The sequence below is a fragment of the Saccharopolyspora sp. NPDC000359 genome, assembly GCF_040300525.1.
Classification (GTDB): domain Bacteria; phylum Actinomycetota; class Actinomycetes; order Mycobacteriales; family Pseudonocardiaceae; genus Saccharopolyspora.
On record NZ_JBEPDU010000003.1, the window covers coordinates 13,018 to 36,000 of the forward strand.

Genomic DNA, 22,983 nt, shown 5'->3' on the forward strand with positions numbered 1-22,983 from the left:
GTCTGCAGCGGCTGAGCCGCAGTCGAAATTCCGTCGAACGAACAGGAGCACACCATGTTCGAGACCCACGAGTTCGCTGAACTGCTGCCCGAGCGCAAGGCCCTGGGCGGCTGCTGGTGGGACAGCCTGGGCGACATCGACCAGGACCTCGACGTCGACCAGGACGTCGACGTGGACGTTGACAACGACTCCTTCGCCGGTGACGTGGACGTGACGGCGTTCAACAACGCCAGCGTTGACCAGAGCGCCAACTGACTTGCAGTAGCTGATGAGTTCCGGGCCGCTCACCGCTGCTGCGCGCGGTGAGCGGCCCGGGTCCACATCCACGGAGGAGAAGGACATGCACGAACTCGAGCTGTCGAGCCAGTCCGTCGAGCTCCTGCCCACGCGCGAGGCGCTCAGCGGCGGCGGGTTCGGCGTCGGCGACATCGCCATCGTCAACCAGTTCAACATCATCATCGCGATCAACATGGGCGGCGACATCGCGCAGGACATCGAGGCCAGCAACATCGCCGACATCAACTTCAACCACTGACGAGCCGCCAGGCCGGGAGCGGAGCAACCCGTTCCCGGCCAGCTGCTCGCCCTGACCACGCCGGTGCGCGCGACCGCCGCGCGCCCGGGAGCCCGCCCCCGGGCGGGCTCAGGAGGGTGTCATGTCAGAAGTTTCCGACGTCGAGGCCGTGGACTCGACGGATGAGAACGCCGTTCCCCGGCTCGTCGACGGCGTGGCGCTGCTGGGCGAGTACGAGGGCGGCGGGTACGAGGAGCCGCGCTACCTGGTGTCGCGGGCCGACGGGCAGATGGTGCTGGTGTCGCCGCTGCTGCACGAGGTGGCGAGCCGGTTCGACGGGCAGCGGACCCTGCGCGAGGTCGCCGAGCGGGTCAACGAGGACCTGGGCGCGGAGCTGTCCGCCGCGGACGTGGCGTTCCTGGTGGACCGGAAGCTGTACCCGATGGGCATCGCGACCACGTCCGAGCCGCTGCCCGACCCGCCCCGCTCCGACCCGCTGCTGTCGCTGGTGTTCAACACCCAGCTGCTGCCGCCCGGTTTCGTCCGGGTCGCGGCGGCGGTCTTCGCGCCGTTCTACCGGCCGCCGGTGATCGCGCTGATGCTGTGCCTGTTCGTCGGCGTGGACGTGTGGCTGGTGATGTCCGGCGGCATCGACGCGGCGTTCCACCGGTCGGTCGGCGACCCGGTCCTGATGCTGACGCTGATGGCGCTGTGGGTCTTCGCGACGATGTTCCACGAGTTCGGCCACGCCGCCGGGTGCCACTACGGCGGCGCCCGACCGGGCGGGATCGGGGTCGGCATCCTGGTCCTCTACCCGGCGTTCTACACCAACGTCACCGACGCCTACCGGCTCGACCGGCGCGGGCGGCTGCGCACCGACCTGGGCGGGATCTACTTCAACGCGATCTTCATCGTGGCCATGTTCGGGCTCTACCAGGTGACCGGGATCCCGGCGCTGGTGGTGTTCATGGTGCTCAACCACCTGCAGATCCTCCAGCAGCTGCTGCCGCTGCTGCGGCTGGACGGCTACCTGATCCTGGGCGACCTGGTGGGGGTGCCGAACCTGTTCGCGTTCGTGGGCCCGGTGTGGCGCCGGATGCGCGGCAAGCCGGTGGACGAGAGCGCGGCGATGCACCAGGCGCTGCGGCCGCGGGTGCAGCTGCTGGTCACGGCCTGGGTGCTGATCGTGGTCCCGCTGCTGATCATCGCCTTGACGCTGCTGCTGATCCGGCTGCCGTTCTACCTGGCGACCGGGACGGCGAAGGCCGTCGAGTACGGCAACGTCGCGCTCAGCGCGGGTGGGCACGGCAACGTCGGGATCCTGCTACTGGCGATCCTGTCGATGCTGATCCTGCTGGTGCCGTGGGTCGGCGGCACCGCGTTCGCGATCCGGACGGGTCGGCGGATCGCGAAGGCCGTGCGCAAGGCGCGGGCGCGGCGCAAGCCGACGGCCCGGCACCGCAAGCACTCCGGACGGTGGCGCCCGCCGACGGCGGCGTGAGTCCGGTTCCGAAGGGGGGAGGGCGAGCTCCGGTACCGCGTGGCGGCGCCGGGGTTCGTCCCTTTCGCGCGCGGGTCACCCACCTGCGGCAACAGGGTCTTAGGTCACGTTGCGTAGTGCCGTAACAGCCGACTGGGACCCCCCGATGGGAGCGGGTGTGGGCTTCCCGGTCCTGGTTCACGAGACCGGTGGTCGGGAGCCCCGCTTCAGTCCGGTCGAGGGGGGAACGATGAGCGGTGGCACGGTGCAGCCGGTGGAGCGGCGACGGACGCGCACACCAGCGCAGCCCGATCAGCCGTTCCGGCTGACGCTGCTGGGTGGCTGGGAGTTGCAGGCGGGTGGCGAGGCGGTGGCGATGTCCAGCAGCGGGCAGCGCCTGCTGGCCCTGCTCGCGTTGCGCGGACGCACCCAGCGGGACTACGCCGCGGGGATCCTGTGGCCGGAGAGCGACGACCAGAACGCGCTGGCCAACCTGCGGACCACGCTGTGGCGGGTGCGGCAGCGAGCCCGGGGCGCGGTGATCAGCACGCAGCACGAGATCCAGCTGGCCCCGCTGGTGTCGCTGGACATCGACGGCCTGGTGGCCGCGGGCCGCTACCTGCTGGAGGACGGTTCGGGTGACTCACCGGCCGACTGCGCGGAGATCGGGCGCGCGCTGGCGGGCCACGAGCCGCTGCTGCCCGGCTGGTACGACGACTGGGTGCTCACCGAGCGGGAGCGCCTGCAGCAGCTCCAGGTGCACGCGCTGGAGGTCGCGGCCGAGCGGCTGGTGCAGTCGCGGCACCTGGCCAGCGCCCTGGAGATCGCGCAGGCGGCGACCCAGGTGGAGCCGTTCCGGGAGACGGCGCACTGCGCGGTGGTGAAGGTCCTGCTGCAGCAGGCGAACCCGGCGCAGGCGGTCCGCCACTACCGCCGCTACGAGCGGCTGCTGGACCGGGAGCTGGGCATCCGTCCCTCGGACCACCTCCGCGACCTGGTCCGCCCGGTCCTCAGCACCACCTGACGGGCCGCGGCGCGTCCTCGGGGAAATCGAATCCCGGGGGAGACCGCGCCGGGCCCTCCAGCGCTGGCGTGCAACCGCGTGGTCCGCGATTCCGGCGGAAGTCGGACGTCCGTCTTCCGCCGGAATCGCGGATCGGCGGGGTCAGCTGTCGAGGACGGCCTTGACCGCGGCGCGGGCCTCGTCCGGGGCGGCCGCCGCGAGGGCTGCTTCGGCCGCTTCGCGGAAGGTCGGCATCGGGTGCCCGGCCAGGGCCGCGCCGACCGCCGGGACCGCCGCCCCGCCCATCGACAGGCTGGTCACGCCGAGCCCGGCCAGGACACCCGCCAGCAGCGGGTCGGACGCCGCCTCGCCGCACACCCCGACCGGCTTGCCCAGCTCCCGCCCGGCCTCGCCGACCATGGCGATGAGCCGCAGCAGCGCGGGCTGCCACGGGTCGTTGAGCTCGGCCAGCGCCCCGGCCATCCGGTCCGCGGCGAACACGTACTGGGCCAGGTCGTTGGTGCCGATGCTGACGAAGTCGACGGCGGCCAGGACCTCCCGGGCGTTCAGCGCGGCGGCCGGGACCTCGATCATCACCCCGGCGCGGGGCAGGCCCGCCGCGCGGACCCGGTCGGCGAACCAGGCGGCTTCCGCGGCGGTGGCGACCATCGGCGCCATCACCGAGACCTCCGCGCCGGAGTCGGCGGCCGCCCCGGCGATCGCGGTCAGCTGCCGGTCCAGCACGTCCGGCCGGTCGAAGGCGACCCGCAGGCCGCGCACGCCGAGCGCCGGGTTCGGTTCGACTCCCATGTCCAGGAACGCCAGCGGCTTGTCCGCCCCGGCGTCGAGGGTGCGCACGATGACCGGTTTGCCGGCGAACGGCGCGAGCACCTCGTGGTAGGCCGAGCGCTGGGTCTCGACGGACGGTTCGTCGTCGGCCCCGAGGTAGCAGAACTCGGTGCGGAACAGCCCGACGCCCTGCGCCCCGGCCGCTGCCGCGGCGCTCGCGTCCGTGCGCGACCCGACGTTGGCGACCACCTTGACCGGCTCGCCGTCCGCGGTGGCGCCGACGCCGTTCCACTCGGCGGCTGCGGCCCGCTCCGCGGCCTGCACCGGCACGTCCTCGTCGCTGAGCTCGACCGCCCCGCTGTCGCCGTCGACGATGGCGCCGATGGCGCTGGACGCGTCGAGCACGCCGCGGACCGCCACCACGGCGGGGATGCCCAGGGCGCGCGCCAGGATCGCGGTGTGGCTGGTCGGGCCGCCTTCCTCGGTGACCAGCGCGAGCACCAGCTCTGGGTCGAGGTCGGCGGTGTCGGCGGGGGCGAGGTCGCGGGCCACCAGCACGCTCGGCCGCTCCAGCTCGGGCACCCCTGGTGGGGTCACGCCGTGCAGCGAGGCGATGATCCGGTCCCGCACGTCCTGCACGTCGCGGGCGCGTTCGGCCATGTAACCGCCCGCGGCGCGCAGTGCTTCGGCGAAGCTGTTGGCCGCTTCGAAGACCGCGCGCGGCGCGGGCAGCGAGCGGGTGGTGACCTGCTGCTCGGCCTGCGAGATCAACGCCGGGTCCATGGCCATCGCGGCGGTGGTCTCCAGGACGGCCTTCGCGTCGCCTTCGACGCGGGCGGCGCGCTGGAACAGCTGCTCCGCGACCGCGTCGGCGGCGGGGCGGATGCGCGCGGCCTCAGCGGTCGGGTCGGTCGGCGCGGGAGTGGCGGGCGGTTCGGGCAGTGGTTCGGCGACCCGGGCGACCGGTCCCGAGGCGCGGCCGGAGCTGACTCCGACACCAGTCAAACGCGACATGGTCTAGACCATACCTTTCCGAGGCCTTCTGCATAAGCCACATCGACGCGCTTCGTAGGAGGAGGGAACCAACGCCCGACACAGCGCGTCAAATGGACCTCTGCGGCGATCGTAGGCACCGCTACACCGTTCGGCGCGCCGCGAGGCGAGGAGCACCCACGTGCGGTGACCTCAGTGGTTCTTACGTCACCCGAACGTCGCATCGCATTGATTACCGATGAGTAACAACTGAGTAGAGGTACGGATCCCGCGAACGCCCCCCGAACACCAGGCTGTGGGGCATGGCAACGAGCACTCAGGTCCTCGACGTGACCCCGACCACCGACTGGTTCGCCGACCCGCTGGCGGCGCTCCGCAGCCTCTTCTCGGCGCAGCTCCCGGACGGCACCGAGACCCCCGGCACGGCCAGCCGCATGCTCCCGCCGCCGACGGACGAGTGGCGCGACTGGGCTCCCCCCACCGCGGGGGAGACCGTCGACACCAGCCAGGCCGACCCCGAGCGCACCACGGTCGCCTCGACCGGAACGCCGGACTGACCGACGCGTGATGCATGTGGAACAACCCCGAGCAGAGCCCGACCGGCCCGTTCCCCTCCACCGAGGAGAACGGGCCGCTCGCTGTTCCGGCGGGCCACTGTGGAGCTTCCGGGGGTCCACCGTTCGAGCTAACTTGCCGTTGGATGCGGATCTTTTCCACGTTGTCCGGCGTCAGACTGAACGGGTTGCTGCTCGCCGGTATCGCGCCACCGACGATCGCAACCACCCGAGGGCCGACCGCAACGCCCCCCGTGCGGTCGGCCCCCGGTGCGTTCCGGGTCAGTTCTCCTTGCGCAGCCCCATCGCCTTGAGCGCCCCGTCGACCAGGCCGGGCTTCCGCTCGGGCAGCAGGTGCGGCGCGTGCTCGCCGACCGCGTCCAGCACGCTGCCCGCCGACGGGTTCACCGCCTGCCACTCGCCGACGACCACCGTCGGCACGGTCTCGTCGCCGTCGGCGATGCCGCGCACGGTCGCCGCCGCTTCCGCGTCCGCCCAGATGTCCACCTCGGTGAACTCCAGCCCCTGCCGACGCAGCCCGGCGCGCAGCGACGTGCAGAAGGGGCAGCCCGGGCGGGTGTAGACGACGACTTGCTGCACTCCGGTGGTCATGTGGCGCCTCCAGGTCGGTTGCTTCGGCCTCCTGCTGCAACGCGGCGGGCGCCGGGATCATTCGCGGCGGATCGCATCCGGTGCGAATGCGAAGTCCGGACCGCGGCACGGGTCGGGTGGGACACAATCACTGCGGCCCACCGGCGTCCACAGGAGGAGTGCCACATGACCGGGGTGACCCGGCGCGAGCGACTCCGCGCCGCCACCGAACTGGAGATCCGCCAGCACGCGCGGGCGTTGCTGGTCGAGCACGGTAGCGACGCGGTCACCCTGCGGGCCATCGCGCGGGAGCTGGGCATCACCGCCCCGGCGCTGTACCGGTACTACGAGTCCCGCGAGGGCCTGCTGCGGCAGCTGTGCGACGACATCTGCACCGACCTGGCGACCGAGCTGCACGCCGCGTCCGTCGAGGCGGGCGCGGACTTCCTGGACAAGGTCTTCGGGATCTGCCGCGCGTTCCGCCGCTGGGCGCTGGCGCACCCGGAGGAGTTCGCGCTGGTCTTCGCCACCCCGCAGGCCGAGGCGGAGCGACCGGACCAGTTCGCCGGGGTGTTCCTGGGCATCGTCGGCCCGTTCCTGGCCGAGGGCGCGGAGCTGGCCGACCCGGCGCTGCCGTTCGAGCTGCCGGACCTGACCGCCCACCAGGAGTCGCTGGCGGCGGCGTTCTCCACCGCGGGCGTCGAACTGCCGCCGGAAGCTTTGCGCCCGGACGTGGTGCACTTCCTGCTGCGCTGGTGGGTCCGCCTGTACGGCCACGTGGCCCTGGAGGTCTTCGGCCGCTTCCCGTTCGACCTCAGGCACGCCGACCGCCTCTTCGAGGCGATGCTCCGGGAACTCACCCACGAAACCGGACTGGTCTGACACCGCAGCCACCCTGACCCCAGGAGGGGCGCTTCAGCACCAGATGCCGTGCTGGAGTACGCGGTGGTCGAGGGTGACGTCGACCTTCGGGTGGTGCTCCTCGACCAGGTCCTCGATCGCGAGCCGGTGCCTGCCCACGTAGGGCGGCGGCACGGCGGCGAGCTTCCGACGCGTCCGCTCCTCCAGGTAGGCCAGGCACTCCGCATCGGTCATGGCGGCGAAGGCATCGCGGACCGGTTGTCGAGCGGGCTGCGCGGCCCCCCGTAGTCGTTGCGCCGCCTCCCGCACCTGCCACACGCTGACCGCGCCTGGACCGGCTCCCGCGTGCTGCCCCCGCCCGCCGCGCAGCGGGAAGACCGCGGCGAACACCACGGCGGCCGCGAGCAGTCCGACCGGCGCACCCATCGGCGATCCCATGAAGTCGAGCAGAACACCCACGTCAACCTCCAAGCACTCGAACTCTGTGTCCTCAATGGACTAACCAGCGCGCGCATCGCGCCGCGACCTGGATTCGGACCAGCAGGGCTCGCAGGTGGGCGCCAACCAGTCCACCTCGCTCGCCCGGACCACGGTGATGCGCAACCCGCACAACGTCGCCCGCTCCTGCCCGGGGAAAGGCGGCTCGTCCGGCTCCAACCCGTGCCGCACCCCACCAACAGGCCGCCAGTAAGCGATCGGCCGCTCCGGCTCCAAGTTCGGGTAGAGCACCAAGAACACCTCCAGGAGGGGGAGAAGGGGAAGGCGGCGGACCGACGGGGTGTCGGGGAGGGCGCGACCGGCCCGCCACCTAGATCCGAAGTTATCTGAGAAGTACTTCCAGTGGTATCGCTCAGTAGTGTGTTGTGTGCTAGATGTAGTCGGCACTGATCAGCGGCTCGAACTGAAGGGACCTCGATGGCACCCGCTTCTCCGACGCTCGCCGGTTGGGAACTGGGCCAGCGCTTGAAGGAAGCCAGAGAACACCTCGGCCTGACCGGTTCCGAAGCCGCCAAAGCCATCGGAATCACGCAGAACTACATCAGCAACGTCGAGCACGGGCGACGAACGATCTCCGAGGACAAGCTCCGCCAGCTCATGACCGTGTACGGGCTTCCCGACGAGGAGCGGGACGAACTGGTAGCGCTGCGCGGAACCTGCGAAAGCCGAGGATGGTGGGCCCGCTACAGCGGCATCTACCCAGCAGAGCTGCTCCGGTTCTTCGGATACGAGCACGGCGCCGAGGAGGTGCGCACCTATGAGCAATCACTGGTCTCGGGCCTGCTCCAGACCGAGAGCTACGCACGCGCCGTACATCGAGGCGACAGGGCGAACCTGCGGATGTCAGAGGTGGAACGCCGTGTCGCGGTGCGAATGCTCCGGAAGGATCGCTTGTTGGGCGCCGAGCCGCTGCGGGCAACGATCCTCATGAGCGAAGCCTCGCTGCGCCAGCAAGTAGGCGGACCCGCGGTCCTGGCCGAACAGCTCGAACATCTTCTCGCCCTCATCGACGAATGCCCAGACACCCTCGATCTACGGGTCATCCCGTTCACAGCGGGAAGCTTCAGCGCGATGGGGAGCTCGACCTTCCACGTTCTCACCTTCCCCAGCCCTCGCCTGCCGAGACTGGCTTGGCAAGAAACTGCGGTCGCCATGGACCTCATCTCCGACCAAGCTCGGGTCTCGCAGTACACCGCTGCTTTCGAGGAAGCAGAAACATTCGCCTTGAACAGGGAAGACACAGCCGAGCTGATCCGCGAACGCCTGAAGAAAGCTAACCTGGCCGGGTGAGAAGCTTAGAGACGAAGCTGCAGGGCGCACAGTGGTTCACCTCGACCTACACGACGACCGCCCAAGCCTGCGTCGAAGTTGCGATGACGCCGGAGGCCGTCGGTGTCCGCGACACCAAGAACCGCGACGGCGGGACGCTGGTGTTCCAGCCAGAGCGGTGGGCTGACTTCGTGGAGGCGGTCAAGCGGTAGGCATAGCTATCCTGGCGCTGATGACAGGATCAGGGGCGAAACTGCAGGGCGCGCGTTGGTTCACTGCCAGTTACACGTCCAACGCCGCCTCGTGTGTCGAAGTCGCGATGACGCCGGAGGCCGTCGGTGTCCGCGACACCAAGGACCGCGACGGCGGGACGTTGGTGTTCCCGCCCCGACGCTGGTCCGACTTCGTGAACTCGATCAAGGAGTAGGCAGGCCGTCGAGCTCGGCACGCACGTCGGCTGCTTCGGCGTGGCCCAACTCCTCGAAGACGGCCAGCGCGTCCTGCAGGGCTTGTCGGGCTTCTGCCACCTCACCAGCGCTCCGCAGGGCTCGACTCAACGCGCGGAGACTGGCTGCTTCCCCTTGCCGGTGCCCGATCTCGCGCCGGACGACCAACGCCTGCCGATGCGTCTCGATTGCCTGGTCAGCCTGGCCGGAGCGGAGGTAGGCATCGGCGAGGTTGTGGAGCGCGAAACCCTCGCCCATCTCCTCACCGACCTCTCGGTCGAACCGCAGCGCCCGCTCGAAGTGCGAGAAGGCCGCATCGAACCGGCCGAACTCGGCATGGAGGAGCCCAAGCCCGTTGTGCACGAGTCCCTGCGCGAAGCCGTCGTCCAAAATCTCCGCGATCTCCAGCGCGTTCTCCAGGGGAGCGACCGCTTCTTCATGTCGCTGCGCATCCATCAGAGCGTGTCCGAGCGCGATGAGCACCTCGCCGCGTCCCTGGCGGTCGCCGATCGCATCGAAGTGCGGAAGGGACTGCTCTGCGTACCGCGCAGCCGCGTCGAAGTCCTTGCGGTCGTAGTGAGCGATCCCGAGCTCGTGCAGCAGGTTCGCTTGCGCATCCCGGTCCCCGAGTTGCTGCGCTGCGACAATCGCGATGTTGTACGCCTCGATCCAGTCATCGGTGTATCCGCGCAGGTGCCACAGGTACATGAGGCTGCGGGGCAGCTGCCACGCGTGCTCCTTGAGGTCCAATGCCACAGCCTGCTTGATCGCGGCCCTGAGGTTGTGGCGCTCGGTCTCCCACCAGGCGATTGCGCTTCCGTCGTCGTCGAAGCTGCGGCCAGGCACGTCGGACTCCGGCAGCTCCGCGGTGAAGTGCCTGGTGCGTCCGGTTGTCTGGGCATCAGCTGCGACGCTCGTGCGGAGGTAGAAGTCGATCAGCCGGCGAATGGCTGCGTAGCGGGTGTCGTCTGGTTCGTCGGTCGCGGCGCACTCCGCTGCGTAGGCGCGGAGAAGGTCGTGGAAGCGGTAGCGGCCTCGCTCTGGCTGTTCGATGAGGTTGGCCCTCAGCAGCTCGGCCAGCGGGCGGCGGAGGTCGCGTCTGGTCTGGTCGGCGAGCGCGGTCAAGGCGTCCAGGCCGATGTCCGGGCCGGTCGGCAAGCCCATCAGGCGAAACAGCCGGGCAGCCTCGCTGGAGAGGGAGCGGTAGGACCAGGAGAAGACCGCTCGGACGCCGGTCTCGCCGCCCAGGTCCAGGGCGTCCAACCGCTCGCGCTCGTTCCGGAGCTCCTCGGCCAGCTCGTCGAGCGGGAAGTCCACGAACTCCGCCGCGCGGACCGCGACCACACCCAGCGCGAGGGGCAACCCAGCGCAGTGCGACACGATCTCCGCCACCGCACCCGGCGCCTCCGCGACCCGGTCATGGCCCAGGTAGTGCGCGAGCAACTGGTGTGACTCGTCCTCGCTGAGCACCTTGAGCGTCAACCGCGTAGCGCCTTCCCGGATGGCGAGATCGTCGAGCCGGTCGCGGCTCGTCACCACGACCAGGCAGGTTCGCGTCCCTGGTAGCAGCGGTCGTACTTGCTCAACGGATCGAGCATTGTCCAGCAGCAGGAGCATGCGCTTGCCGTGGACGACGCTGCGGAACATCGCGGCGCGGGCGTCATCGCTCGGCGGGATGCGCTCCGGCGCGATGTTCAGCGCGGTGAGGAAGAAACCCAGGGCTTCACCCGCGGTCATGGGGTCTGCGATCGGGTCGAACCCACGCAGGTTCACGTACAACTCCCCATCGGGGAAGCGGTCCCGCACCCGGTGCGCCCAGTGCACAGCCAGGGTCGACTTGCCGACACCAGCTGTTCCGTCGATGGTCGAGAGCAGCACCACCCCACCGCTGCGCTCACCCGCCAGCATCGTGGTGAGCAGGTCCAGCTCGACCGCTCGGTTCACGAAATGCCGGGTCGCACCGGGGAGTTGCCGTGGCACGGCAGAGCCGGTGGCGGCGTGGAAGTGCACGTTCCCGTGGATCGAACCCGCTTGCACCACCGGCCCCTGAACCGGCGCCGCCAGCTCATTGCCGGACGCTTCTGGTCTTTCGCGCACCGTTCCCCCAATTACCGGTAGATCACCACCCAGAGTGGCACAACTGCCAACACCGGCGGCACCTCCGGTTCGACGAACGCGCTCCTCCTCAGCGCCAGCTTGACGCATCATGGGGGCGTGGAGCCTACGTTGTCGGAGCAGTTCGTGTTGTTGGCGCACCGGCTTGGGGGTGGGCATGTGCAGGCCGCCGACTACACCGGGGCCGCTGAGCTCGGTGACTTCCTGCTGCAGCAGCGCATCGACTTCGTCGGGCGGAAGGTTCGGGTGCTCGACGCCGCGCCGACCGGGTCACCGTGGTTCGACGGTGGGCTCGCGGCGCTCCAGCACCGCGCCGGTCCCGAGCGTAGGCCCGTCCCGGTGCTGAAGTACCTCCGGGACCGGGGCTCGCTGGGCGGCTCCTCCGCGCTGGCCATCCACCAGGCCTCGCTCGCGCGCCGGGACCAGCTGCGGTTCGGCAAGCGGCGGGTGCTCGGCGCCTTTCCGCGCGACTGCTGGTACCCGCACCCCGTGCCCTGGAACGCCCTGCTGGACGAGGTGCGCGGCTTCGCCCGGCGGGAACTGCCAGCCGACAACCGCCTCTTCCTCCTCGCGACCCTGGTGCACGCCACCGGGCTGCACCGGGACTTGCCGCTCACCACGCCAGAACGCGTGCAGCTCAGACAGATCAGCCGCAGCACCGCGTTCGGGGACGCCGTCGGTACCGTCCATCAGCGGGCAGTCGGCGGCCTACATGTGAGCGGGAAGCCCAGTCGACCCGGACGTGGGGTGCTGAGGGCGGGGCTTTCGTTGCTGGACCGCCGACCGGTGAGCCTGTTCGGCTCGCCCGCCTGGAGTTGGTGCGGTCGGAATCGGCTTAGCTGGCAACGAGAACGGGCCGTGCACTCGCGGTGCACGGCCCGGTTCCGGTGTGGAGCGGGAGAACGGCGGCCCGTGGGGTGCTCGGGCCGCCGCCCTCGTCAGGGGTTGGTCACCGCCGAAACCTTGCCCTCGTGCAGGTTCTTGATGACGTTGAGCGCGTCGGAGTACTTGTAGGAGCCCGACTCGAAGAGCAGGTAGGCCTGGCCGTCGAGCTGCGTGATGCCCTCGACCATGCTCGGCGCGCGGTAGCACTTGGTGGACGGCCGGTCGATGTCGGTCGCGCCCTTGTCCACCACGTAGAGGTTGCTGCGGTTGTCGCGGCCGTGGGACGTGCTGAATACGAAGTGGTCCTTGGTGACCATCAGGCCCTGTGCCTTCTTCGGGACCTCGTAGGTCTTCTGCTTGGTCAGCGAACCGTCGGCGCCGACCGCGTACGACTGCATCGTGCCGCGGCCGGAGGCGTTGAACTTGCCCGCGTAGACGGTTCCGCCATCCGCGGCCAGGAACGACGCCGCAGGAACCTTGCGGGCCTTCCCGACCTGCTTGAGGTACGGGGTGCCGCTCTTCTTCATCGCGACCCGCAGGTCGGAGAGCTCGTACTTGCGGATCGTGTGCTCGCTGCCGGAGTTGCGACCCTGCACGAAGGCCCAGCCCTTGCTGACCGCGATCCCGCCGACGTGCGACGCGGCGATCGCGACCGTGCCGACATGCTTGCCGGTCCCCGGGTCGATGCCGATGATCCGCGCGTGCTCGCCCGACTTCCCGTAGGAGGTGACCAGCAGCAGGTCGTGGCCAGCGCCGTCCCAGTTCTTCCAGGCGGCGAGGCCCTGCGGGGTGGACTTGTCCAGGCCCGGCACCGCCGGTCCCTTACCGAAGGCCTTGTCGTAGACGTCCGAAGCGGACGGGCCGGGGTAGAACGGGCCGTCGCCGCTGGCCGCCGACGCGCACTTGATGCTCTCGTCGGCGACGCCGTCCGCCGCGGCCGTGCTCGTCGCTGCCGTGCTCAGCAGGAGCGCACCACTCACCGCGGTGAGGGTGATCTTCCGGAGCAGGTGTCTCATCGTGCCTCGCAACCATGTCGGCATCGGCCAGTCCCCGGTGAGACGCAGCGCAGCCGAATCGGTTCCAGGCAATCCCACATTTCTCCGCACCAGCCATTCGAGTGACACCCGGGTCCGCAGTTTCAATTGAAACTGCAAACCCGGGTGACTGGTGATCGCAGTTTCAATTGAAACTGCGCCCCTCCGGCGGCCGGGGACCCGACACACCGGAGGTTGTGGACGAACCCCTCGCTCGGCGCGGATCATCAGCGATTTCAACGGAAATCGGGTGTCTGGTCTCCATTGGAATCGCGTCATTCCCGGGATGGAACGGACCCGGGCGGGAGGGGCCGGGACAGGCCGAGACCGGGACGAACCGAAGTCGGGACGAACCGAAGTCGGGACGAACCGAAGTCGGGACGAACCGAAGTCGGGACGGTCGCGGCTGGTCGTCGCGGGTTCACGGCGGGGCTGTCAGGGGTGTTGGGCGCGGTCGTGGGCTCGTTGGGTCTCCTGGCGGTCGGCTTCGGCGCCGGTGGCGATCGGGGCGGTGAGCCACTGGCGGGGGATCCCGAAGGCCGTGACCAGGTCCACCGCGTGCGGGCGGAGCTGGCGGCACAGCTCGTTGACCACCTCGGTGATCGCCTTCGACCGGCGCGGCGAGATCCGCTCGTGCTCGAGGAACCAGCCCCGGTCCTCCTCGATGGTGGACAGCACGAAGAGGTCGCACACCTTGTTCAGCAGTGCGGCGGTCTCCCGGTCGCGGCAGCGCTCGATCGCTCCGACGAACGCCTCCAGCACCACGCGTTCGACGTGCACCCGGCCCGCGCGCAGCACGTGGTCCTGCGCGTTGTTGAACACCTCGAAGGCGTTGCTGCGGTTGGCCTTCCGCAGGCGGCGGCCGAGGCCGTCGAGGACGTGGCGCTCGCGGTCGTCGAACACCTTGAGCTGCCAGCCGCGGTCGAGGATGTCGTCCTTGCCGGAGCCGTCGATGATCCGCTGCACCAGCGAGCGGGTCGCGGTGCGCTCGATGACCGCGCCAACGAACTGGTCGGCGAGGAACTTGGCCATGCCGAGCGTGCCGAGGTCGTCGAACTGGTCCTTGTAGTTCGTCAGCAACCCCTTGGCGACCAGCTGCAGCAGCACCGTGTTGTCGCCTTCGAAGGTGGTGAAGACGTCGGTGTCGGCCTTCAGCTGCGCCAGCTGGTTCTCCGACAGGTAGCCGGCACCGCCGCAGGCCTCGCGGCAGGTCTGGATGGTGTGGGTGGCGTGCCAGGTGGTGAGGGCCTTCAGTCCGGCCGCGCGGGATTCCAGCTCGCGCTGCGCCCGCTCGTCACCGGGCACGTCGTGCAGGCTGGCGACCAGCTCCTCCTGGGCGAAGTGCAGGGCGAAGGTCTTGGCCAGCGCGGGCAGCAGCTTCCGCTGGTGCGCCAGGTAGTCCAGCACCACGACCTCGTCCTCGGTGCCGGGTCGCCCGAACTGGCGGCGCGCCTCGCCGTAGCGCAGCGCGATCTCCAACGCGAGCTTGGTGGCGCTGCCCGCGGTGCCCGCCACCGAGACCCGGCCGCGGATCAGGGTGCCGAGCATGGTGAAGAACCGCTTGCCCTTGCTGGCGATCGGGCTGCTGTAGGTGCCGTCCGGGGCGACGTCGCCGTAGCGGTTGAGCAGCGCCTCGCGCGGCACGCGGACCTGGTCGAAGACGATCCGGCCGTTGTCCACGCCGTTGAGCCCGGCCTTGCGGCCGCAGTCGGTGATCTGCACGCCGGGCAGCGGGTTCCCGTTGTCGTCGCGGATCGGCACCAGCAGCGCATGCACGCCGTGCCCCTCCCCGCCGGTGATCAGCTGCGCGAAGACCACGGCCATCCGGCCGTCGCGGGCGGCGTTGCCGATGTACTCCTTGCGCGCCGACTCGTGCGGCGTGTGCACCACGAACTCCTGCGACTCCGGGTCGTAGGTGGCGGTGGTGCGCAGGTTCTGGACGTCCGAGCCGTGGCCGGTCTCGGTCATCGCGAAGCAGCCCGGCAGCTCCAGGCTGATGATGTCGCGCAGGTAGCGCTCGTGGTGGCGCTCGGTGCCCAGCGCGACGACCGCCCCGCCGAACAGTCCCCACTGGACACCGGACTTGACCATCAGCGACAGGTTGCCGGGCAGCATCTCCAGGGACACCACCGAACCGCCGGTGTCACCGCTGCCACCGTGCTCGGTGGGGAAGCCGAGGGCGGGGACGCCGGTCTTGGCCAGCTGGCGCAGCTGCTCCAGGGTGTGCGCGCGGTGGCTCTCGGTGTCGAGGTCGTCGGCCGGTGCCAGGTCGACGTCGGCCAGCGCCTCCCGAACCTGGTCCCGGACGTGCTTCCAGCGCCCGTCCAGCAGTGTCGTGAGTTCGCCTGCGTCGAATCCCATCGCGGCCTCCACTCGTCGGTACCGGCTGCTCCAAGCGTAGTTACCGACGAGTAACCCCGCCATGTGAGCTACCTCGCCGACGGGGTTCGACCTCAACCCCGGGGAAACCAGCGAAGTCGCGGTGCACCACGCGAGTTCGCGCACGCCGCAGGAAGCAGCCGACCTCTTCGACCACTCCACGCAGTCGGGCCACGACGTGCGGAAGCCGCCCCGCAGTGCAGCGGGGCGGCTTCCGGGGGCTCATCAGGCCACGACGTTGACCAGGCGGCCGGGGACGACGATGACCTTGCGCGGGTCCTTGCCGTCCAGGGCCGCGACGATCTTCTCGTCCGCCAGGGCCGCTGCCTTCACCGCGTCCTGGTCCGCCGAGGCGGGGACCACGATCCGGGAGCGGACCTTGCCGTTGACCTGGATCGGGTACTCCAGGGTGTCCTCGACCAGGTACTGCTCGTCGGCCACCGGGAACGGGCCGTGCGCCAGGCTCTCCTCGTGGCCCAGCCGGGACCACAGCTCCTCGGCCAGGTGCGGGGTCAGCGGCGCCACCATCAGCACCAGCGGCTCCACCACCGCGCGCGGGGTGCCCGCCGCGGCCGAGTACACCTTGGTGATCCGGTTGTTCAGCTCGATCAGCTTCGCCACCGCGGTGTTGAACCGCAGCTCCGAGTAGTCCTCGCGGACCCCGGCGATCGTCTTGTGCAGCGCGCGCAGCATCTCGACGTCCGGCTGCTCGTCGGTCACCCGCAGCTCACCGGTGTGCTCGTCGACGACGTTGCGCCACAGCCGCTGCAGGAACCGGTGCGAGCCGACGACGTCCTTGGTCGCCCACGGCCGCGAGGAGTCCAGCGGGCCCATCGCCATCTCGTACAGCCGCAGCGTGTCCGCGCCGTAGGCGTCGGCCATCTCGTCCGGCGAGACGGAGTTCTTCAGGCTCTTGCCCATCTTCCCGTACTCCCGCCGGACCTCCTGGCCCTGGTGGAAGTACTTGCCGTCGCGCTCCTCGACCTCCTCGGCCGGGACGTACACGCCACGCGAGTCGGTGTAGGCGTAGGCCTGGATGTAGCCCTGGTTGTACAGCCGCCGGTACGGCTCCTCGGCCGACAGGTGGCCCAGGTCGAACAGCACCTTCTGCCAGAACCGCGAGTACAGCAGGTGCAGCACCGCGTGCTCCACGCCGCCGACGTACAGGTCCACACCGCCCGGGTCGCTCTGGCCGTGCTCCGCCGGGCGCTTGCCCATCCAGTACTGCTCGTTGGCCGGGTCGACGAACCGCTCGGTGTTGTCCGGGTCGATGTAGCGCAGCTGGTACCAGCAGGAACCGGCCCACTGCGGCATCACGTTGGTGTCCCGCTCGTAGTGCTTCAGCCCGTCGCCCAGGTCCAGCTCGACGTTCGCCCACGCGGTGGCCTTGGCCAGCGGCGGCTCCGGCCTGCTGTCGGCGTCCTCCGGGTCGAAGGTGCGCGGCGAGTAGTCCTCGACCTCGGGCAGCACCACCGGCAGCTGGTCCTCGGGCAGCCCCTGCGGCAGGCCGTCCTCGCCGTAGACGATCGGGAACGGCTCGCCCCAGTAGCGCTGCCGGGCGAACAGCCAGTCGCGCAGCTTGTACTGGACGGTGCCGCGGCCGTGGCCGTGCTCCTCCAGCCAGCTGGTGATCGCCTTCTTGGCGTCGTCCAGCTCCAGGCCGTTCAGGTCCAGGCCGATCTCCGGGTTCGCCGAGTTGATCCGCGGCCCGGAGCCGGTGTAGGCACCGCCCTCGAAGTCGGCGGGCGGCTGCACGGTGCGGATGATCGGCAACCCGAAGACCTCGGCGAACTCGTGGTCGCGGGTGTCCTCGCCGGGCACCGCCATGATCGCGCCGGTGCCGTAACCCATCAGCACGTAGTCGGCGATGAACACCGGGATCTGCTGGCCGTTGACCGGGTTGGTGGCCCAGGCACCGGTGAAGACGCCGGTCTTCTCCTTGTTCTCCTGGCGGTCCAGGTCGGACTTCATCGACGCGGCGCGCCGGTACTGCGCGACCGCCTCCGCCGGGGTGGCCGCGCCACCGGTCCAGCGCTCGTCCACCTCGGTGGGCCAGCCGTCCGCGGTCAGCTCGTCGACCAGCGGGTGCTCCGGGGCCAGCACCATGTAGGTCACGCCGAACAGCGTGTCCGGGCGGGTGGTGAAGACCTCGATGTGGTGCGCCGAGCCGTCCAGCGGGAACACCACGTTCGCGCCCTGCGAGCGGCCGATCCAGTTCCGCTGCATGGTCTTGACCTTCTCCGGCCAGTCCAGCCGGTCCAGGTCGTCGACCAGGCGGTCCGCGTAGGCGGTGATCCGCATCATCCACTGCTTCAGGTTGCGGCGGAACACCGGGTAGTTGCCGCGCTCGGTCAGCCCGTCGGCGGTGACCTCCTCGTTGGCCACCACGGTGCCCAAGCCCGGCGCCCAGTTGACCGGCGCCTCGGACACGTAGGCCAGCCGGTGGGAGTCGATGATCCCGCGCTGCTCGGCCCGCGTCAGCTCGGCCCACGGGCGGCCGTCCGGGGGCTGGCGCGCACCGCTGGCGTACTGCTCCTCCAGCTCGCTGATCGGCCGCGCCCGGTCCGCCTCGGTGTCGTACCAGGCGTTGAAGATCTGCAGGAAGATCCACTGCGTCCAGCGGTAGAACTCGACGTCGGTGGTGGCGATCCGGCGGCGCTCGTCGTGCCCCAGGCCCAGTCGGCGGATCTGCTGCAGGTACCGCTCGATGTTCTGCTCGGTGGTGGTCCGCGGGTGGGTCCCGGTCTGCACCGCGTACTGCTCGGCGGGCAGGCCGAACGCGTCGAAGCCCATCGTGTGCAGCACGTTGCGGCCCAGCATCCGGTGGTAGCGGGCGTAGACGTCGGTGCCGATGAAGCCCAGCGGGTGGCCGACGTGCAGCCCGGAGCCCGACGGGTACGGGAACATGTCCTGCACGAACAGCTTGTCCTCGGGCACGTCACCCTTGAGCGACCCGGCCGGGTTCGGCGCGTGGAAGGTGCCGCGCTCCTCCCAGCGGCGCTGCCACCGCTGCTCGATCTCGACCGCCGTCTCCGCGGTGTAGCGGTGCTGCGGAACCTCTTCGGTCGAGGTCTCTGCCTGGCCACTCATCGGTTCATGTCCTTCCCTGCCCATCGGTTCGAACGCGCGATTCGTGCGCTCCTAGTGTGCCGCCTGCGGAAAATGGAAAACCCCCCAGGCCCTGCCGGGCATGAGGGGTCGCCGCGTTGACGTCGCCTTAACCGACGGTCAACGCGGCCTCGCAAGGAGCAGCCTCGCGCACATGCCTCCAGGGTAGCCGACCCCACCAGCACAATTCCCCGCCACAGCCCAGCGCGGATCACCCGCATCCCGCCCGCCTGTGTTCACAGATTCGCGCAGTGGAGTGCGCTTGACCCGAGTGAGGCGCGCTGATCTACTGGAGGGAAGGAGGGGTGCCGCGCTAACCAGTCCTGACGAGCTGCGGCGCACAAGAATGCCCCGGGCGGCATGCGGATTGACGCAGAGGCGGACCCGGGGCGTACGTGACCGAGGCTAGCACGAACCGACCGCGCAGCTGGGGGAAGATGATGACCGGCAGTTCCGCCGACTGGGTGATCGAGGTGCTGTCGCCCGCGCGAATGGCGCCCTACCTCGCGCAGACGAACGGCGACGTGGATGCCGCGTTCCGCCTGTACCAGTGGAACCTGTCGGTCTGCACCGCGTTCTACGACCCGCTCCACTGGCTGGAGGTCGCGGCGCGCAACGCCATGCACGACGTGCTGCGGGACCACTTCGGCACCGAGTTCTGGTGGCAGAAGGTCCAGCTGGTCGGCACGTGGCAGGCGAAGGTCGAAAGGGTGGAAGCCCAGCTCAAGGAGCGGTTCACCCCGGCCGGACGCACCATGACGGCCGACGACGTCGTGGCCGAGCTGAACTTCGGCTTCTGGGTTTCGCTCGTCACCCGCGGGAACAGCTACGACCGGACCCTCTGGGTCCCGGCGCTGCACCGCGCGTTCCCGAACTTCTCGGACGGCCGCCGCCGCAAGCTCCACGACGAGCTCAACCCGGTGCGGCTCTTCCGGAACCGGATCATGCACTACGAACCGATCTTCAACCGGCGGCTGCTGGACTACCACCGGGACATCTACCGGCTGCTCGGCTACCTGTCCACCAAGCTCAAGGCGGAGACCAGGCGCCTCGACCGCGTGCCGCAGGTGCTCGCCGAGCGCCCCGACCTCGGTGGTGCCTGATGCCCGATCGGCTGTCCGCCAGTGGCATCGCCCGCGCCGCAGGTGTCGGGCGCGCCGCCGTGAGCAACTGGCGAGAGCGCAACCCCGACTTCCCGGAGCCGCAGGCCGGCCGCTTCGCCGCGGAAGAGGTCGCGGCCTGGCTCGACAAGCGCCGGATCCCGCGCAGTGCGCTCGGAGCGGGCGAGTCGGAGGGGACCACCTACGGCGACCGCTTCCGCCGCGCGCTGCGCCTTCCCGGGACGGCGCCGTCCCGGCCGACCTCCCAGTCGAGAGGAGCGGCGGCCAAGGTGCGGGAGTTCAGCACCCTCAGCCTTCGCGACCTGCGTGGCTACTCAGCACGCGCGGCCCACCAGGAGTGGGTGCTCCGCCTGCTGCGGATCAGGGCAAGCGGGCAGTGGGGACCCGTCCGCGCCACTCTGCGGCGTTCAGTGGGGACTGGGCGGGTGGCCACGCAGTTGAGAGCACTCGGCCTGTCGTTCACCGAGCACCTCGACCCCACCCGGACCATGCTGATCGTCGAAAGCCTCGACCTGGTCGACGACACCGACCTGGTGGCTCTCCTCGACGGCCTGCTGGAGGACTTCGCCGAGTTCCAGCGCACCACCGAGTTCCACACCCCTCGCTCCGTCGTCCGAACCGCCGTCGAGCTGCTGCAACCCGCTGCGGGCGAGGAGATCTACGACCCGTGCTGCGGAACCGGCGGCTTCCTGGCAGCCGCAGCCGACCGGGCCGGAACACCTGGGGCGATCGTCGGCCGGACGCTGGAGGAGTTCCCCTGGCGAGCAGCTCAGGCACGGCTGGCGCTGCGCGGAGCCGAGTTCCACGTCGACCACCGCAACGTGCTCCAGCACGACGTGGACCGCGGTCGGCAGTTCGACGTCATCATGACGAATCCACCGTTCAGCATGGGCGACTGGCCGGAGCCGCCGGACGACCCGCGCTGGCGGTACGGCACGCCGCCCCGCCGCAGCGCCGACTTCGCGTGGTTGCAGCACGTGCTCGACAAGGTGGCGACGGGTGGTCGAGCAGCCGTGGTGATGCCCGCAGGCGCAGCTTTCCGCGGTGGCCGAGAAGCCGAGATCCGACGCCGGATGATCGAGGCCCGGGCGGTGGAGGCAGTGATCGAACTGCCCGCGGGGCTCTTCCGCACCACGGGGATCCCAGTTCACCTGTGGCTGTTGCGGGCACCGTCCAGGGCCGACGGCCGGGTGCTGTTCATCAGCGCCAAGGAGCGCGGGCACGCCATCAGCCGGTTCCAGCAGGACCTGTCGGCCGAGGACATCGCCGACATCGTCGCGGCCCACCAGCGGCACCTCGGTGGGGGGGACGTGCGCGAGCCCGGGTTCGCGCGCTCCGTCGACATCTCCGAGATCAGCCGCGAGGACTTCCAGCTGCAGCCTGGGACCTACCTCGCCAGCCCGCAGGCCCGGTTCCACCCGGCGGAGCTCACTGCTGCGGTGGCCGGACAACGGCAGCGGCTAGCCACCTTGGCGCACCGCGCAACCGAGGTGGAGGCCCTCGTCCACCGGCAGCTCGACCGCATCGACCTGCTGAGCCTGGAATCGGCGGAAGCCTCACCGACTGTGCCGCTCGGCGAGGTCTGCGACGTGACCGCCGGGCCGAGCGGCATGCTGCGCGAGATCCCCGCGGACGAGCACGGGGTACCGGTGTTGACCCCGCTCAGCTTGCGCCGGAACCGGCTCGCTCACGGGCAGGCCAAGGGCGTCGCCCCGACCGCGCGCGAACGGCTGGCTCGTTACCTGCTCAAGACCGACGACGTCCTCTGCTCACGCACCGGCACCGTCGGCCGGGTGGCGCTCGTGACCGCCGACCACGAAGGGTCGCTGTTCGGTCCCGGATTCCTCCGGCTGCGTCCGCTCGGTCCCGAGCTGAGCAGCCACTACCTGCTCCACTACCTGGCCAGCGAGCAGGCGCAGGACTGGGTGGAGCAGCACAGCACGAGTTCCACCATCCCCAGCCTGAGCGCGAAGGCCATGCGGCAGCTGCCGATCCCGCTACCACCGCCAGACCGGCAGGCGGCGATCGTCGAGATCATGGCCAGCCTCGACGAGCAGCTGGCGCTGCGGGACGAGGTCGCCGACGCCACCGAACGGCTCAAGCACCAGCTCGGCCTGCTCGTCGGCGCCGACGACTTCCCGCTCCGCGACCAGCTCAGCGGACGGCGAGGGTGATCAGCTGGGTGGTCTGGGTGGGGGAGAAGTTGTCGTCGCTGACCAGCACCAGGGTGCGGCGCCCGTCCGGGAGCCACGGGCCCCAGGTCATGCCCTCGACGTTGTCGACCGTGCTCAGGCCCAGGTCGGCCAGGTCCGCCACCAGCTGCTTGCGGACCGGGCGGACCTGCTGGTCGGCCAGCGAGTCGATGTCGCGCACGTTCGTGGCGCCGCGCAGGTCGACGCGGTAGAGCCGCACCGAGTTGCCCACGCCGGTCACGAACGAGCGCTCCAGGACCAGGTACTCGCCACCCTGGTCGGCCAGGATCGCGGTGACCCCGTTGTTGCCGAAGCCGCCGGTCGGCGACTCGGCGAACACCGGGTCCAGCGGGTAGGCGTACTGGCCGAGGACGTGTCCGGTGCGGGTCTGCACCGTGATCCGGGACAGCGCGCCGTGCTCGGTGGTGGGCGACTCGCCGTCCTCGAGCAGCGAGCCCTCCACCGCGCTGACCACCAGGGAACCGCCGTTGGCCAGGGTCAGCCCCTCCAGGACCTCGTTCTGCCTCGGCCCGGACTCCGGTCGCATCCGCAGGTTGTCGGCGATCGGCAGCTCGCCGGTGGCGGTGCCGCCCGCGGTGGCGCGGCGGATCGCCGGGTCGATCAGCTGCTGGTCGCGCTCGCCCTCGCTGGTCCACCAGATCTCGCCGGTCCACGGGTCCCAGCGCACGTCCTCCGGGTCCACGGTGCCCTTCGGGTAGGGCGTGCCGTCCGGGCGCAGCAGCGGCTTGGTCCCGGTCAGCCGGAACTCGCCGCCCTCGAAGCGGCCGGTGTAGATCCGGGCTGGCTGCTTGTCGGAGCGGTCGTCGCTGATCAGCACCCACTGCCCGGTGCGGGAGTCGTAGTCCAGCCCGGACAGGCCGCCCACGGTGGTGCCGTCGAACTGCATCGCGTGCGGCAGGGTGGTCTCGCCGACCAGTTCGACCTGGTCCGGGGCGGCCGCTGCCGGGGCCGCCGCCGCGACCAGCAGTGCCGTGGCCAGCGCCCCGCTCAGCGCAGTTGTCTTCGCCATGCGCGCCAGCACACCTGATCAGGGTGTCCGGCAGGTGGCGACCACGTTGCGCCTCGACCCCTCCGCCTCCGTCGGTGCGTTTTCCGTTGAGTGGGTCTGGGTGCGATCGCGCCGACGCAGC

The 22,983-nt window shown here is 70.2% G+C and carries 21 protein-coding genes; 12 read left to right on the forward strand and 9 right to left on the reverse strand.

Annotation, left to right across the window (positions count from 1 at the left end):
• Positions 1-54 precede the first annotated feature (54 nt).
• The 4 genes from ABT324_RS03155 to ABT324_RS03170 all read left to right on the forward strand — a co-directional run bounded on the left by ABT324_RS03155 (position 55) and on the right by ABT324_RS03170 (position 3,018).
• Complete coding sequence (locus tag ABT324_RS03155) at positions 55-255, forward strand: hypothetical protein (RefSeq protein WP_351170757.1); 201 nt, start codon at positions 55-57, stop codon at positions 253-255.
• 85 nt (positions 256-340) lie between these two features.
• On the forward strand, positions 341-535 hold the full coding sequence (locus ABT324_RS03160) for a hypothetical protein (protein ID WP_351170760.1): 195 nt from the start codon (positions 341-343) through the stop codon (positions 533-535).
• A gap of 121 nt (positions 536-656) precedes the next feature.
• Positions 657-2,015, forward strand: coding sequence for a hypothetical protein (locus ABT324_RS03165; RefSeq protein ID WP_351170763.1), 1,359 nt, complete (start codon positions 657-659; stop codon positions 2,013-2,015).
• A gap of 229 nt (positions 2,016-2,244) precedes the next feature.
• Positions 2,245-3,018, forward strand: a complete 774-nt coding sequence (locus tag ABT324_RS03170; RefSeq protein ID WP_351170766.1) for an AfsR/SARP family transcriptional regulator — start codon at positions 2,245-2,247, stop codon at positions 3,016-3,018.
• A 141-nt stretch (positions 3,019-3,159) separates the two neighbouring features.
• Here ABT324_RS03170 and ptsP read toward each other — a convergent pair whose 3' ends face one another.
• Positions 3,160-4,800 (reverse strand): phosphoenolpyruvate--protein phosphotransferase, encoded by a 1,641-nt coding sequence (ptsP, locus tag ABT324_RS03175; RefSeq protein ID WP_351170769.1) that lies wholly within the window; start codon positions 4,798-4,800, stop codon positions 3,160-3,162.
• 281 nt (positions 4,801-5,081) lie between these two features.
• On the opposite strand from ptsP, the gene ABT324_RS03180 reads away from it, so the two are divergent.
• On the forward strand, positions 5,082-5,336 hold the full coding sequence (locus ABT324_RS03180; RefSeq protein ID WP_351170772.1) for a hypothetical protein: 255 nt from the start codon (positions 5,082-5,084) through the stop codon (positions 5,334-5,336).
• Between the two features lie 279 nt (positions 5,337-5,615).
• Here the strand turns inward: ABT324_RS03180 and ABT324_RS03185 are convergent, their stop codons facing one another.
• A complete protein-coding gene (locus ABT324_RS03185; protein ID WP_351170775.1) occupies positions 5,616-5,945 on the reverse strand; it encodes a glutaredoxin family protein in 330 nt (109 codons plus the stop codon).
• Positions 5,946-6,110: 165 nt separating this feature from the next.
• Here ABT324_RS03185 and ABT324_RS03190 point away from each other — a divergent pair, with 165 nt between their 5' ends.
• The gene (locus ABT324_RS03190) at positions 6,111-6,806 is read left to right on the forward strand and encodes a TetR/AcrR family transcriptional regulator (protein WP_351170778.1); all 696 of its coding nucleotides are present in this window, start codon (positions 6,111-6,113) and stop codon (positions 6,804-6,806) included.
• Between the two features lie 33 nt (positions 6,807-6,839).
• Here the strand turns inward: ABT324_RS03190 and ABT324_RS03195 are convergent, their stop codons facing one another.
• Positions 6,840-7,244, reverse strand: coding sequence for a hypothetical protein (locus tag ABT324_RS03195; protein WP_351170781.1), 405 nt, complete (start codon positions 7,242-7,244; stop codon positions 6,840-6,842).
• Positions 7,245-7,283: 39 nt separating this feature from the next.
• Positions 7,284-7,514, reverse strand: a complete 231-nt coding sequence (locus ABT324_RS03200) for an HC3 family zinc finger protein (protein WP_351170783.1) — start codon at positions 7,512-7,514, stop codon at positions 7,284-7,286.
• A gap of 186 nt (positions 7,515-7,700) precedes the next feature.
• Between ABT324_RS03200 and ABT324_RS03205 the strand changes: the two genes are divergently transcribed.
• From ABT324_RS03205 to ABT324_RS03215, 3 genes are all read left to right on the forward strand, one after another.
• Positions 7,701-8,573: a helix-turn-helix domain-containing protein gene (locus tag ABT324_RS03205; RefSeq protein WP_351170785.1), complete on the forward strand. Its 873-nt coding sequence runs from the start codon at positions 7,701-7,703 to the stop codon at positions 8,571-8,573.
• Positions 8,570-8,764, forward strand: a complete 195-nt coding sequence (locus ABT324_RS03210; RefSeq protein ID WP_502949678.1) for a DUF397 domain-containing protein — start codon at positions 8,570-8,572, stop codon at positions 8,762-8,764. Before ABT324_RS03205 ends, ABT324_RS03210 begins: the two co-directional genes overlap by 4 nt.
• A gap of 107 nt (positions 8,765-8,871) precedes the next feature.
• Positions 8,872-8,979, forward strand: coding sequence for a DUF397 domain-containing protein (locus ABT324_RS03215; RefSeq protein ID WP_351170788.1), 108 nt, complete (start codon positions 8,872-8,874; stop codon positions 8,977-8,979).
• Here the strand turns inward: ABT324_RS03215 and ABT324_RS03220 are convergent.
• The gene (locus ABT324_RS03220) at positions 8,969-11,095 is read right to left on the reverse strand and encodes an ATP-binding protein (RefSeq protein WP_351170791.1); all 2,127 of its coding nucleotides are present in this window, start codon (positions 11,093-11,095) and stop codon (positions 8,969-8,971) included. The genes ABT324_RS03215 and ABT324_RS03220 overlap by 11 nt on opposite strands.
• Before the next feature lie 129 nt (positions 11,096-11,224).
• Here ABT324_RS03220 and ABT324_RS03225 point away from each other — a divergent pair, with 129 nt between their 5' ends.
• Positions 11,225-12,127 (forward strand): GOLPH3/VPS74 family protein, encoded by a 903-nt coding sequence (locus tag ABT324_RS03225; RefSeq protein WP_351170794.1) that lies wholly within the window; start codon positions 11,225-11,227, stop codon positions 12,125-12,127.
• Here ABT324_RS03225 and ABT324_RS03230 read toward each other — a convergent pair.
• The 3 genes from ABT324_RS03230 to leuS form a co-directional block, all read right to left on the reverse strand.
• Entirely contained in the window at positions 12,052-12,978 is a 927-nt protein-coding gene (locus ABT324_RS03230) for a hypothetical protein (RefSeq protein ID WP_351170797.1), read from the reverse strand. The two genes, ABT324_RS03225 and ABT324_RS03230, sit on opposite strands and share 76 nt — an antisense overlap.
• 489 nt (positions 12,979-13,467) lie before the next feature.
• Complete coding sequence (locus tag ABT324_RS03235; RefSeq protein WP_351170800.1) at positions 13,468-15,393, reverse strand: acyl-CoA dehydrogenase family protein; 1,926 nt, start codon at positions 15,391-15,393, stop codon at positions 13,468-13,470.
• Between the two features lie 243 nt (positions 15,394-15,636).
• Positions 15,637-18,501, reverse strand: coding sequence for a leucine--tRNA ligase (gene leuS, locus ABT324_RS03240; RefSeq protein WP_351170803.1), 2,865 nt, complete (start codon positions 18,499-18,501; stop codon positions 15,637-15,639).
• A 458-nt stretch (positions 18,502-18,959) separates the two neighbouring features.
• Here leuS and ABT324_RS03245 point away from each other — a divergent pair, with 458 nt between their 5' ends.
• Positions 18,960-19,622 (forward strand): hypothetical protein, encoded by a 663-nt coding sequence (locus ABT324_RS03245; protein WP_351170806.1) that lies wholly within the window; start codon positions 18,960-18,962, stop codon positions 19,620-19,622.
• Positions 19,622-21,814, forward strand: a complete 2,193-nt coding sequence (locus ABT324_RS03250; protein ID WP_351170809.1) for an N-6 DNA methylase — start codon at positions 19,622-19,624, stop codon at positions 21,812-21,814. Before ABT324_RS03245 ends, ABT324_RS03250 begins: the two co-directional genes overlap by 1 nt.
• Here ABT324_RS03250 and ABT324_RS03255 read toward each other — a convergent pair.
• Positions 21,795-22,862: an esterase-like activity of phytase family protein gene (locus ABT324_RS03255; protein WP_351170812.1), complete on the reverse strand. Its 1,068-nt coding sequence runs from the start codon at positions 22,860-22,862 to the stop codon at positions 21,795-21,797. The two genes, ABT324_RS03250 and ABT324_RS03255, sit on opposite strands and share 20 nt — an antisense overlap.
• Positions 22,863-22,983 lie beyond the last annotated feature (121 nt).